Origin of the sequence: Pantoea septica, from assembly GCF_002095575.1 — a bacterium.
GTDB classification, from domain to species: Bacteria; Pseudomonadota; Gammaproteobacteria; order Enterobacterales; family Enterobacteriaceae; genus Pantoea; species Pantoea septica.
The window spans coordinates 86,826-99,834 of the sequence record NZ_MLJJ01000016.1 but is presented as its reverse complement, the minus strand read 5'-3'; the positions used below and the strand labels follow the sequence as shown (position 1 = coordinate 99,834).

General features: G+C 50.2%; 12 protein-coding genes and 1 pseudogene. 7 read left to right on the top strand and 6 right to left on the bottom strand.

The window, feature by feature from the left end; all coding sequences use genetic code 11:
* Window positions 1–249, top strand: a pseudogene (locus HA46_RS21205) (glycosaminoglycan attachment site); the annotation flags it as partial.
* A gap of 69 nt (window positions 250–318) precedes the next feature.
* Here HA46_RS21205 and HA46_RS10950 read toward each other — a convergent pair.
* The 3 genes from HA46_RS10950 to HA46_RS10935 all read right to left on the bottom strand — a co-directional run bounded on the left by HA46_RS10950 (window position 319) and on the right by HA46_RS10935 (window position 3,374).
* On the bottom strand, window positions 319–1,056 hold the full coding sequence (locus HA46_RS10950) for a hypothetical protein (RefSeq protein WP_048784224.1): 738 nt from the start codon (window positions 1,054–1,056) through the stop codon (window positions 319–321).
* A gap of 1,074 nt (window positions 1,057–2,130) precedes the next feature.
* Window positions 2,131–2,673 carry a conjugation system SOS inhibitor PsiB family protein gene (locus HA46_RS10940; protein WP_084884226.1) on the bottom strand — a complete coding sequence of 181 codons (543 nt, stop codon included), beginning with the start codon at window positions 2,671–2,673 and terminating at the stop codon, window positions 2,131–2,133.
* Between the two features lie 149 nt (window positions 2,674–2,822).
* On the bottom strand, window positions 2,823–3,374 hold the full coding sequence (locus HA46_RS10935; protein WP_084884223.1) for a single-stranded DNA-binding protein: 552 nt from the start codon (window positions 3,372–3,374) through the stop codon (window positions 2,823–2,825).
* 1,041 nt (window positions 3,375–4,415) lie between these two features.
* On the opposite strand from HA46_RS10935, the gene umuD reads away from it, so the two are divergent.
* The 4 genes from umuD to HA46_RS10915 all read left to right on the top strand — a co-directional run bounded on the left by umuD (window position 4,416) and on the right by HA46_RS10915 (window position 7,487).
* The gene (gene umuD, locus HA46_RS10930; protein WP_071199882.1) at window positions 4,416–4,856 is read left to right on the top strand and encodes a translesion error-prone DNA polymerase V autoproteolytic subunit; all 441 of its coding nucleotides are present in this window, start codon (window positions 4,416–4,418) and stop codon (window positions 4,854–4,856) included.
* A gap of 1 nt (window position 4,857) precedes the next feature.
* Window positions 4,858–6,129 (top strand): translesion error-prone DNA polymerase V subunit UmuC, encoded by a 1,272-nt coding sequence (gene umuC, locus HA46_RS10925; protein ID WP_084884221.1) that lies wholly within the window; start codon window positions 4,858–4,860, stop codon window positions 6,127–6,129.
* Between the two features lie 438 nt (window positions 6,130–6,567).
* Window positions 6,568–7,194 carry a ParA family plasmid-partitioning AAA ATPase gene (locus HA46_RS10920; RefSeq protein ID WP_040126210.1) on the top strand — a complete coding sequence of 209 codons (627 nt, stop codon included), beginning with the start codon at window positions 6,568–6,570 and terminating at the stop codon, window positions 7,192–7,194.
* Window positions 7,191–7,487 (top strand): hypothetical protein, encoded by a 297-nt coding sequence (locus HA46_RS10915; protein WP_075203199.1) that lies wholly within the window; start codon window positions 7,191–7,193, stop codon window positions 7,485–7,487. Before HA46_RS10920 ends, HA46_RS10915 begins: the two co-directional genes overlap by 4 nt.
* Window positions 7,488–7,875: 388 nt before the next feature.
* Here the strand turns inward: HA46_RS10915 and umuC (HA46_RS10910) are convergent, their stop codons facing one another.
* Together umuC (HA46_RS10910) and HA46_RS10905 are read right to left on the bottom strand one after the other, a co-directional pair.
* Window positions 7,876–9,138, bottom strand: coding sequence for a translesion error-prone DNA polymerase V subunit UmuC (umuC, locus tag HA46_RS10910; protein WP_084884219.1), 1,263 nt, complete (start codon window positions 9,136–9,138; stop codon window positions 7,876–7,878).
* Between the two features lie 49 nt (window positions 9,139–9,187).
* Complete coding sequence (locus HA46_RS10905; protein ID WP_048785787.1) at window positions 9,188–9,574, bottom strand: peptidase; 387 nt, start codon at window positions 9,572–9,574, stop codon at window positions 9,188–9,190.
* A 425-nt stretch (window positions 9,575–9,999) separates the two neighbouring features.
* On the opposite strand from HA46_RS10905, the gene HA46_RS10900 reads away from it, so the two are divergent.
* Together HA46_RS10900 and HA46_RS10895 are read left to right on the top strand one after the other, a co-directional pair.
* The gene (locus HA46_RS10900) at window positions 10,000–10,866 is read left to right on the top strand and encodes a RepB family plasmid replication initiator protein (RefSeq protein ID WP_048785784.1); all 867 of its coding nucleotides are present in this window, start codon (window positions 10,000–10,002) and stop codon (window positions 10,864–10,866) included.
* 627 nt (window positions 10,867–11,493) lie between these two features.
* Entirely contained in the window at window positions 11,494–11,865 is a 372-nt protein-coding gene (locus HA46_RS10895; RefSeq protein WP_084884216.1) for a hypothetical protein, read from the top strand.
* A gap of 385 nt (window positions 11,866–12,250) precedes the next feature.
* Here HA46_RS10895 and HA46_RS10890 read toward each other — a convergent pair whose 3' ends face one another.
* Window positions 12,251–12,907 carry a hypothetical protein gene (locus HA46_RS10890; RefSeq protein WP_082170603.1) on the bottom strand — a complete coding sequence of 219 codons (657 nt, stop codon included), beginning with the start codon at window positions 12,905–12,907 and terminating at the stop codon, window positions 12,251–12,253.
* Window positions 12,908–13,009 lie beyond the last annotated feature (102 nt).

Genomic DNA, 13,009 nt, shown 5'->3' with positions numbered 1-13,009 from the left:
TTCACTCCAGACCCGGAGTCTCTTTATCCAAAGGTGCATACAGCGCTAAAAAGCACTTATCACGAGCATCTTCTTGATGGTCTTTATGTTTTGCATAATCCTTTTGCCGATCACCCATTACCACCTAACACGCTGCGGCATGACAGAACTGCTCTGTGCTATAGGGAAAGTGACGGCTACCTGAATGTTGAAGCACCTGATGATTTTCTGCTTGTGAGATACCTGACAGGGATAACGGATACAAAATAATTTTAACATACACCTGTGTAATGCAGATGTATTACACAGATGGATTACCTGATTCTTTCAGCTTTCACTTTATGAATATATAACACAAAATTTATTACAGTGAGTCATTGAAAAATCATTAATACGGGAAGCGTTTTGTTGCGTTACTACCCCGTTTTCGTGTTCAGCCACAAATGCCATGTTTCTTGTAATTGGAATTATCCAAGTCAGCTCTTTTTCCCAGAGATTAACGTTCCAGAAGTCAGGCAGGATAAAGTTCTCTTTCGGCGATTTAACTAAACCCCACGTCCTATCCTTAAATATAATATTTAATTTATTCAATTCCATTTTGAACGTTAAGCCACGAAACATATCATCATGCATAGTTCCATCTGGCTTCATGAAATAATACCCTTTCTGCTCTAATGTATCTTGTTCCTTAAAGGATAACCTGCTTCCAATTATACGAAAATTGACGCTCTCTGGGCGATCATTGGCTAACCTCCCCCTGATGTTCCACATCAGGTAATAATCCGTTATTTTTCCAAAGTTGAAATCTGTATTACTATTTAATGCTTTATCGATTTCTTTTTTGAAAGCATCCTCTATGCCTTTCATAAGTGCTTCTGTGGATTCATCCCATACTTTTTTGGAATAAAAAACTTGGTCGTTAACTGATTTTTGTTTTACCACCCCATTCTTATCTACTATTTTCACATAAACTTTATTTGCATCCTTTGAAAATAGTTTCAGGAACTGTCGGCCTAGGTAATGTTGTTTAAATGTGAACTGTACGGTTTTGGTTCTGTTCCTGCGCGGTTTGTTCATATTGCCTCAGAAATTTTTTGCCGGATTACACCCAGCTTAACTTAATGTGTTTTGGTTCTGAACCGTCCGGTAAGCCGCCGCCAGGCGGTTTTTTTACGTCTTTTTTGCGGCATTCGGTAAAACGCCCATAAGACCGAACTGCACACGCTGCGGCGCGCAATACTATATGTTGTGCCTTTCTCAGCTTGGAACCATACCAGATATAGTAGTCCGGCCCTCAGCGCCGGGGCAGGCCGCGCCGATTAACTGGCTGCGCCATTCGGTAAAACTCCGGTACAGGCGGATTTCCCCGAATGCGATTTAACGCCAGCGGAGTTTTTCTTGGCGCACTGCTATCAGATCCATGCTGAGCATCACAGGCCGTGCGTATTTATCTCATTTGTCTCTTCAGATGGATTTAGCTCAGGACACAAAACATTAATCCGACTAAGATGTCGCCGACCCTCACAGGGAGACAATATTCTTTTCTCCCTCATCCCGTCCCCGGGAACAGACGTGTGTATTTAAAACCCGCTACGGCGGGTTCTTTTTGAAAGATAAAAAAAAGACGATGCCGCGAAGCATCGTCTAAACGAATTTGCCATCAATGTTTATCCCTGGTGAAGGACCTGAATACTATCGGCGCCACGATCTGAAACATTAACAGGTCTGACCGGTTAGAGTATTTTGTCTCTCGTCATTCAGTCCGGGCACGCTGGCGCCATACCCACGTCATATCCAGCAGGTCGTTCACCTGTACGCCCCGACGCCGCCAGTACGAGTACCACCGCCGGTATGTGCGAACAGACTGGCTGGCCAGTGCAGTTTCGGCCTCACAGATAAGCTTTTCCTGCGCCTCAGCTATGTACATCATCGCCTGGGGCGTTCGTTCTGACGCTGCCGGAGCGGACCGCCCGATAATATCAGTCAGGTTCTGCAACGTGGGCACCCGAGGATACGCCCTGATCTTTGTTTGTTCCCTCGCTACCGGTGCTGAAATCACTGCAGAGCATGAAGCTATGTTGTGCAGCCTGCAGGCCCTCTGCCGCTGCACATAAAAACGTGGCGTCGCTGCCGGCATCATCATGATCGTGTTCATGCGCGCCCTCCCTTTCGGCCCAGTACCGCCACGATTTCCGCTGGCGTAATGCCTGCTGACACCATCTCTTCAATACGCGTCAGCAGCCGGCCGATGGTTTCCGGCTCAAACTGTTCGGTATTCAGAACGTACAGCCCGGTGTGATCGGGATTTATCCAGATAAGCCCGTGCCAGAACGGCGACTCGCTGCCCGGGCTCAGGATGTCGAGCGTGACGAGCGGATTTTTTCGGTGCGTCAGGCGGAGATGAACCGGGAACACCCCGCCCCACTCTCCCCGGCACTCGCAGTCGGTAAGCCAGGCTTTGCTGAGCTGCAGGGCGTTCAGTACGGTCCCGCACAGGCGCCGGCGAAACTCCTCGCCGCGCGCGCTGTAGGCCTCAAAGTCGCCCGGCGTGAATGCCTTAAGACGTTGCAGTGTCACGCTCTCATCGCGGGTCAGCTCGCTGCCGCAGCAGCTGCGGTAGCCGCCGCGCCGGCGGCCGTAATACGCGGGGGTCTTGCCGTGACGAATTTTTTCTTTAGACTGAGTCGCTGACATATCGGATTCCTCATAATTTGATTGTCATGCCCTGCGCGGAGTGCCAGCTCCGCCAGGGCAACCATCCCGGCCGTTCCGGCCGCCTTCCAGCTTCATTTACCTTCTGTTTTCACCTCTGTCGCAGCCTCGCGTAAGCAAAGCCGCGTCATTCAGAACGGGATGTCGTCGTCAAAATCTGCTGGCGGATAATTACCCTGCGGCGGAGCCTGGGGTTCCGGCTGCGGCTGAGCCGCGCCGCGACTTCCCTTACCTGCCTTACCGCCTTTGCCGCCGTTACCTGCAGCTGGCTGTGCCGGCTGAGCGTTTTGCTGCCCGCTGAACTGCTGTCCGGTCTGCCCGCCGGCGCCATTGCCGCGCCCGCCCAGCATCTGCATGGTGCCGCCAACGTTCACCACGACTTCGGTGGTGTACTTGTCCTGTCCATCCGAGCCCTGCCATTTACGCGTGCGCAGCTGGCCCTCGATGTAAACCTGTGAGCCCTTGCGCAGGTACTCCCCCGCCACCTCTGCCAGCTTTCCAAACAGCACCACGCGGTGCCACTCCGTGATTTCTTTGTTCTCACCGGTCTGCCTGTCGCACCAGCTTTCCGACGTCGCCAGCATGATGTTTGCGACCGCGCCGCCGTTTGGCATGTAGCGCACCTCCGGGTCCTGTCCCAGATTGCCGACCAGGATGACCTTATTGACGCCTCGTGAAGCCATGTTCGTTCTCCTCATGCAGTTGGGGGTTTAAACACGTCACCCGTTGAGTTTCGGGAGCCGCGGTGTTGACGTTTTGTGGAAATCGGCTGGTTTTTTCCTCCGGTATTCACTTCACCCGTTTGAGATCCTTCGCCGCGAGGGCGTAAACCAGCGCGGGTGACGGCAGGCGTCCAGGGCGACGGGGAAATTTATTTCTGGTCTGACGCAGTGGCCGGAAATAAATTTTCCCGGCGTTCACTTCACCCTGGAGGACCACGGCGCCTGTGCTTGTCTCAGCCCCGGCGAAAGGACTTAAACCGGTGAAGCCCGGCGGAAAAGCACAGCACGATGCAGCGGCAACGGCGGCTGAGCGGCAGCGAAACGGCGTTGCGCCTCAGAGCGACGGCGGATTCAGGCCGTCGCGGTTCGCGCCAGCCTGTGGGCTGGCTGCAGCCCTTGCCCTGCCGTGTATGTGTCTGGTCCGGGTTTTATGCGGCACTGCCGGCAACAGTTCAGCCGGCAGCCTCCCGGCGCACGCGCGACGGGCAAATACAGATGAGAATGAGAAAAGCGGATTGGAAGGGTTTCAAGACATACTCCTTATGCGACAGCTCCCTGAAAATGAACAGTAATCATACACATCAGGCTTCGCTTAAAAACCCTGCAATGATCTTTTCAGATGACCGCCAGCACGCCTTGCCTTTAGCCCTCAGACCCCAGCCGACAGGCCCGGAACGCGTGGCGCGGTCCGGTGAAGCTTGCTGGCTCTGCCGGTTAGCTGAATGGGGCTGACGACCCGATCAGGGGAGCCGAAGGGGGCCCTTATCCACATCTTCCCTGCACATCCCGCGCGCAAAGCTGTGGATAAACATTTGCAGCCCTTTGCCGATGGTGCATGCAAACAAACGGTTAATTTATGAGCTGTCGTTTCGCTGTAAATCTTTATAAATCAATGGCTGTGTTTTCTTCCCGACGGTGAGGATCAAGCGACTTCTTGCGCGTAACAGGAAGCCAGCTAATAATACTGTAAATACATACAGCGCTTTAACAGGGATTTTCGCTATGTTTAACGCCTTTGAGTTGATGCACCCGGCGGACAATCCGCCGCCCAGCTTCAGGCCTCTTTTCCTGGAACGTGTGCCCTGCGGGTTTCCCTCACCCTGTCAGGACTATGCGGAGCAGGAGCTCGATCTCAACGAATATCTTATAGCCCACCGGGCAAGCACCTTTTTCCTGCGCGCGCAGGGCAACAGCATGCAGGACATTGGCCTGTATGACGGCGACCTGCTTATTGTCGATCGCTCCCTGACGCCGGAGCACAATGACGTGGTTATCGCCGAGCTTTATGGCGAATTCACGGTGAAGCGCCTTTTGCTTACGCCGAAGGGACCCGTTCTGCAGCCCATGAATCCCGCTTATCCCGTTATTATTCCGGACCCGGACACGCTTGAGATCTTCGGCGTAGTGGTGCACTTCGTGCATACCCCTCGCAAAAGGAACTGACATGTTTGGCCTGATTGACGTGAACAGCTTTTACGCCAGCGCGGAGAAGGTATTCCGGCCCGACCTGAAAAATGCGCCGGTGGCCATCCTGTCGAACAACGACGGCTGCGTTATCGCGCGCAGTAAGGAAGCCAAAAAATACGTGAAAATGGGCGATCCGTGGTTCAAGATAAAGAATCAGCACTTCCCTGAGAAAATACATATATTTTCAAGCAATTATGCCTTATACCACTCGATGAGCACGCGGGTAATGTCCTGCATCGAGGAGATGGTGCCCCGGCTGGAGGTGTATTCGGTTGACGAAGGGTTCTGTGACTGCACGGGTATGGAAATGGCTATGCCATATGAGGACTTTGGCCGCATGATCCGGGCGCACGTCAGGACCTGCACAGGCCTGACGGTCGGCGTCGGGCTTGGGCCAACGAAGACCCTGGCGAAGTCAGCACAGTGGGCCGGTAAGGAATGGCCCCAGTTTGGTGGGGTGCTGGCGCTCACGCCAGGCAATCCGGGGCGGACCGAAAAGCTGCTGTCTCGTCAGCCCGTAGGTGAACTCTGGGGCGTGGGTTCCAGGCTTGAAAAACGCCTGCAGCTGCTCGGCGTGACAACGGCGCTCGATCTGGCACGCGCCTCCCCTTCTTTCATCCGCAAGAATTTCGGGGTGGTACTGGAGCGCACGGTACGTGAGCTTAACGGCGAATCCTGCATCCCGATGGAGGATGCGCCCCCGCCCAAACAGCAGATAGTCGTAAGCCGCAGCTTCGGCGAGCGCATCACGGAATACGACGCCATGCGACAGTCGGTCTGCGCGTATGCCGAACGCGTTGCAGAAAAGCTTCGCGAGGACAGGCAGTTCTGCCACCACATCTCTGTGTTTATCCGCACCTCACCTTTCGACACCGGACAGCCAGGCTACGGCAACACGGCGTTTGTGAAGCTGCGCGTTGGCACGCAGGACACGCGGAACATCATCGAGGCAGCAGTGAAATCACTGGATACCATCTGGCGCCCGGGCTATCGCTATGCGAAAGCCGGCATCATGCTGAGCGAGCTTCGTCCGAACGGTGTGGCCCAGCTCAATCTGTTTGACGATGAAGTGCCGCGCGCCGGCAGTGAGGCGCTCATGAGTCTGATGGATTCAATGAACCGCTCCGGGCGTTACAGCATCGGCTTTGCAGGTAAAGGTATCGATCCGGACTGGAAGATGAAGCGGGAGCTACTTTCCCCTGCCTGGACTACGAGCTGGGATGACATACCGATAGCCACCGTTTGCTGAGCACTCATGAGAGTTGACAACAAGTTGAATTGATAAATTAACAAGATATTATCTTAATAAGAAAGGCTTGCAGATTCAGCTGAATTATACCCAACAAGTTAATAAGATATTATCTTAATATTTCAACTCATACACAGGTTCTGGATTTCACATTATCAGAATTGATTGTCTTCTTGCGGGTTTCAGGTTGCTTCAGACCTCCATTCATCACCGGAAGATATCTATTGATAGAAAGAAGCAAAAGCCATTCAGACAACGACCTGCATGTTAAAGTAAAGTATTGCTTCCAGTATCACGCAGTCAAAAAAGCAATAACATAACAAATTAATATGTTATCAACCCCTCATTAAACAGACAGTTAAACAATAAAAATTATCTTGTTAAGATAACATATTGCTATTATCATAAGGGGATAACTTATTAACTAGCGAGGTTGTTATGATCATCGTTTTGGGTAGTCAGAAAGGCGGTGTAGGTAAAAGCACACTAGCGGTTTCGATTGCTGCCTGTCTGAAATCAACCGGTAAATCGGTCATCATTGTCGATGCCGATGACCAAAAATCGGTGCTTACCTGGTACAACAACCGACCTGAATCTTTACCTCACATTCCAGTGACAGGCGCGACAGGTAACATCAAGGCAATGCTCAAAGAGCATGCGAAATCCTATGATTATGTCATTGCCGACTGCGCCGGACGAGACAGTGCTGAAATGCGCAGCGGTTTGATGTCAGCAGATGTCTTTATCTCTCCTCTGCGCCCCTCACAAATGGATTTGGACGTTGTGCCTCATACCTGTGAAGTTTTTACCGCAGCCAAAGACTTTAATGAAAATGTTAAAGGGTACCTGGTTCTGAACATGGCTCCGACTAACATGTTTGTGAATGAAGCTCATCAGGCTGCAGAAGTACTTGCTGACTATCCACAGATGCAACTGGCTCAGTCGCGAATCTGCGATCGTAAAGCTCACAGGGACGCTTGGGCAGAATCTTTAACAATATTCGAAACCCAGAATGATAAAGCTCGCGAAGAAGTAGCAGCTCTGGTAAAAGAGGTGATCCTGTGAGAAATCGAGCAAATACTCCACCAAAAGATGAAAATGCATTTATCAATGGTGGTACGGCTGGCCTCAATGCCGTGCCGGAAAAAGTCAGCACAGTTAAATCCAAAGCTAAGCCGGTAAGTATTTCTTTCGCAGACACAAACCTGAAATCGATTGATAACTGCATCCGTGATGAAATGAACAATACAGGTCATCGTGTAAATCGTTCAGATGTGGTTCGGGCAGCAGTTATGGCCTTCGAGAGTCTTAACCAGCATGAGAGATCTGAACTTATTCAGAAGGCCAAGCTGCAATAACTATTACAAAACACACCATCTTAGTATCTTAGTATCTTAGTAAGATATTAAGATGTGTTAACTATTATTTTGCTCGTTTTGGCTAGTCAATATGCCTGTAAACGCCTGCTTATTAATTCAACACAAAGTATTGATATATCTCAAATATTAAAACTAATCTTTCAGTTTATACCTATCATGATGGTGCCTGAAAATATAGTGCGTCCACAATGAAGTAATTAACATATTAACAAGCTAATAACCTGTTAAGTTACTAAGGGATATGATGTACTTAGAACCATTCAGACAAGGATAAAAAAGGAACAAAGAGCGTTGAAAGTGAGCCCATTGAGGCCCAATTGGGTCATATATTGCTTTTGTCTGCCGATCAACCAAAAAACAACAAACGTTATTTTAAGGTCATTATTTCAGCAAGACAGGTTGTATAGCGTGGAGACAGCATTTCACGTTTCATTTGCCAGGCATTATCCGTGCCCTGACCTGCGAACCAGACTTTACCCAGCCCGGACCTGTTAATTTGATCCACAGCAGACATAAGTGCATCAGCATTAGCTCGGGGCAGCTGCTGGCTGAACATATCAAGCTGGGCCACGCCCGACTGATAAAAATCACTTAAAGTGACACCGGCTTTTGCATAGCGGTATTCGTCACGCCATATACGCTTAAGGGCCTGCAGGGCAAAGCCGATAATATCCCGGGTATCGCTGGTGGGATATTCGCAAACCATTGCTGCTGCATTAGCATACTGGGGCTCGTTTCCGTATCTGCCAGTTGCTACCGAGACACTGATGTGTCGGCATTTAGAACTTTGCTCACGCAGTTTTTCTGCCGCGCGAGTGGCATACGTAACAACAGCCTGCTGTAGCTCGTCAATGCTTGTGACGCGCTGCCCGAAACTGCGGCTTACCACTATCTGCTGCTTGGCCGGCGGCGGCGCATCTTCCAGCGCCAGACAGGATTCGCCGTTAAGCTCGCGCACTGTACGTTCTACTATCACGTCGAAGCTTTTGCGGATGACGCTGATATTACTGTCAGCAAGCTGCAGTGCCGTACTGATATTCATGGCATGGAGTCGTTTGCTGAGTCTGCTACCAATGCCCCATACATCATCTACACTAACCAGCGCCAGCAGCTTGCGCTGCCGGACAGGGCTAGAAAGATCAACAATGCCATTCGTCCGGGTCCATTTTTTAGCAGCAAAATTAGCTAGTTTGGCCAGCGTCTTGGATGGACCAAATCCTATACCGATGGTCAGTCCAATCTCTTTCTTTATCCGGTCGCGCATCTGCCGGCCAAATTGCTCCAGCGGCATATATGCAGCTATGCCGCTGACATCTAGAAATGACTCATCTATCGAATAAATTTCCTGCCCAGGCGCCATTTCACCTAAGATAGCCATCATTCTGGCGGACATATCGCCATATAGGGCATAGTTAGAGCTGAAGATATGAACGCCGTTCTCCTGAAAGTAACGCTCATTTTTGAAAAGCGGAGCACCCATTTTAATACCCATGCGCTTGGCTTCTGCAGAACGGGCAATCACGCAGCCATCATTGTTTGACACTACGCATATGGGTTTACCTCGCAAATCGGGTCGAAACACCGTTTCGCAGGACGCATAGAAATTATTGGCATCGGCCAGTGCGAACATTTTTAAACTCCGGCTGATCTCGCTCATTACAGCTTATACACACCATAGCTTATCTGGGTCTTTCACCTGGCGGATGATTGAAACCCAGTCCTGCGACATCTGTAAGTGCATAGGCTACAACGCCCCAAACAGGCAGCTCCTGACTTTCATCGAGTAAAGTAATGGTCTCTTCGCCTCTAAGCTCTTGCAGCGCTGGTACAGGGGTTATAAGGAGCCTGCGCAGTACTAATTCGCCTTCTACTTCAGCGACAATGATGTGCCTGTGTTGAGGGATGATCGCGCGATCGATGGCCAGAACTGAGCCCTGCATAATTCCTGCCTCCGGATAACTGTTGTCGCTACGTACCAGAAAAGTGGAATGAGGAGACAGCGTGACCAGATCGCCCAGGCTGAGCCGCTGTTCAGCAAAGTTCTGTGCCGGGTTCTGAAATGCCATTTGTTACTCCACAATTAAATAACATTTGAAAGCCTTGCTGGGGTTTTACGGGAACGGCTCAGAGAGCCGCAAATTTTTGTGGTTCTCTGAGCCGTTGAACAAGCCGCAGGCGCGTTAGTTGCTTCATGCAGCCTGACTGCTGCCTAAATTGCATTTATCCACAAATCCACAGTCTCGATCCAATAGATCATCCAATCAGATCCTAATAGTACCAGAAAGATCCCGGTAGCTCGCAGGCCACGCCACGTCTGGCCTAGGGCCTGATCACGATGTGTGCTGACGGGAAGAGTATGTGTGCTGGCGGGAATTTAATGTGCGCTGGTGGGATGGTAATGTGCGCTGGAGGGATGTATCGTGTGTGCTGGCGGGACAGAAACCTATTTAATTCACATTTCATACTGACGATTAAACTGTGAGATAACTCTATGACGGATAAGTCATTTATTTCTGACGCGCTGTACAGCGATATGATCACAAAGGAAAAACAACTCACCGTTAATTCCAATAATACCGTTCAGCCTGTTGCTCTGATGCGGCTTGGCGTTTTTGTCCCAAAGCCATCAAAATCACAGGGCGAAAATAATATCGTAGATGCATCTGAGCTGTTTTCTCAGCTGGAGATAGCGAAAGCCGAGGGGTATGACAATATCAATATCTCCGGGCCGCGCCTCGATATGGACTGTGACTTCAAAGTATGGATCGGCGTTATCTATGCTTTCAGCAAATACGGGCTGAACTCCAACAAGATCGAATTAAAATTTACTGAATTCGCTAAAGGCTGCGGTTTCGCTTCCAAGCGTATCGATGCCCGCCTGCGTAGCTCAATCCATGAATCTTTAGGCAAGCTGCGTAACAAGTCTGTTTCGTTTAAGCGCGGTGCTGATGTACGCGGTAGTTATCAGACTGGCCTGCTTAAAACCGGTTATTTTGATGCAGATAAAGACATAGTTCAGCTTGAAGCAGACGAAAAACTGTGGGAGCTCTTTCAACTGGACTATCGTGTACTGCTGCAGCAGCACGCGATTAAAGCCCTTCCTAAAAAGGAAGCTGCTCAGGCGATCTATACCTTTATTGAAAGCCTCCCCGCCAATCCTGTTCCCGTGGGTTTTTCACGCCTGCGCGAGCGTCTTTCCCTCGCCAGCTCAGTAAGTGAACAAAACCGCACAATCAAAAAAGCGCTTGAACAGCTTCAAAAGATTGGTTACCTGGAATTTTCACTGGTGAGAAAAGAACGTGAGAATTACTTAATCATTCACAAGCGGAACCCCAAGCTCAAGCCACCAGGCTTATAAATGTGTGCTGACAGGAATCCGGTGCCGATGATATGTGCGCTGGCGGGATGAAGGCATTAACAGCATCAAAAGCTATGTCTGGAACGGCTTATCTTTTGTTTCAGTCCCGCAAGGAATGTGTGCTGCGAGGTAATACACCTTTGACTTCCCGCCAGCACACATTTTCATGAGAGTACTACCCGCCAGCACACATCTTAATACAGGCTCTTACCCACCAGTGCACACTCAGAGTATCCGAAAGCTGGGTTTCCCCCACAGCGCACATCGTAATGCGATTTTAAGCTCCTCTTATTCCCTTCAGCACACATCAGGTAATACTTACCAGCGCCTTAACTTATCCGCATTCATCCAGTCGTCGTAAGTTCATGCCATACCCGCCAGCACACATGCATCTGCTTCAGAACCCGTAAGGTGGTTTTTGTCTGCGGCCGGGAAGCGTACTGGCAACCCGTTTCCGGGGCTGGCCAGAAAAAAGCGCATGCTTTAAATATGGCGCTCTGCCGAGTTTGTCTGTGCTCGTTTAACCGGGAAAACAGCTCTCCGTTAGTTAAAGTATGGAAATTGAAAAGAACAGATGGAACATGTGACGTATCATCGCCAGAACAGACAGAACTGAGGAAGGATACAATGCAGAGCGTTTTTATCTATGTCACCGGCAGCTGCAATGCACAAACGCGTGAGGGATCGGCTATGGTGCTGACAGAACAGGGTAGTGAAAAGAGGCTGCAGAAGTTTAATTACAGCGACACTACGGTGAACCGCTGCATCATTCAGGGACTCATTGACGGCGTACTGCAACTTGACGCTCCGCATCATGTAGTGCTGGTAACGTCGACACCTGTTGGCGTTGTCAGTGCATCGAAAGGTAAGGGGCCGAATCATGCTCTGATCAATGAACTCCTTCGCGAACTTACGGCTCGGCAATGCACCTACTACTTCGAAGTTCGTCAGGGAGAGGGGATCGCGCTAAACAAGTATGTAGCAGATCATCAGGTATAAGGAAAAGAGCTTATCCGGGGCTCTTATACTCGCAAAGCTCGTAAGTCGCTGACTACTCTTGCCCGGGTTATTGCAACCTCATGACAGGAAAAAAGTCACAGGCTTTACTGGGCTAATACGAAAATTGATTGAAAGACGGTTAGCTGACAAATATGTGTTCTTAGAAATGCAAAAGGGAGAGCAAAAGCTCTCCCTTCGTTACGACAGTTATACACAAATGTATAACCGAAGGATTAGCCGCTGCCTAATCTGCAGATACTCGTTCTTTACGAACCGACCTCTGCGGGTGCCTACGCGGGACCCATCTGGATTTAAAGAGCGGGGGGCCTCAAGCACACTCTGTATATAAATATACGCCCTTGCTCTTTTTTGAGCAACTTATTATTCAGCGTCCGGCAGATCCGAACAGACAGGCACCGCAGATACTGGCACGGGGAATGGTCTGCCGGATTAGCTCAGCAGCCGTGACCATGGTTGTGCCGGTTGCCAGGAGGTCATCGACAAGCAGTACACGTAATGTAGTAAGGCTTAACGCACCCGCATTGATTTTGAGTGGGGTGAAAACGTGCCGGAACACGACGGGAATATCTTTCAGGGAAAATGCACCGTGGAAACCTGCAGACTGCAGCTGTTTACCGATCCTGAAAGCGAGACGCTTATGATCCGCCACATCAATGTCAGCCCGATCCAGCATGGTGAGTGCTTCCTCCACCGTAATTTTCCTGAAGACGTTTCCCAGGTGTGGAGCTGAAAATTTACGCGCAAATCGTGTTGCGACCATCGCACTCAGGGGATGGGAAGAGGGCATTGAGATCACCGCGTCGTAACCGTCAGTGTCCCGGTTCGCAATGTCGTCAAGAATAACGTCAAAGCTCCTGCTGAGGTGCAGGATACTGGCAAGATCGGTCGTTAATCCCTGCTTGCCTTTGAGAGCATAAATAATAGGGCAGTTATCACCCAGCATTTTCAGCCGGCGATCGCGCTGGAGCTTCGCAGAAGCCAGTCGTCTTCTGAATACGGACCAGATCCTCAATTCCCCCACCCATTCTTCGGTAGGATTACCTGCCGGTTCCGTCACGAGCCAGTCTTTACAGGCATGATCAACAACTACGTGTGTTCCATGAATGACTAATCCCACTGTCCC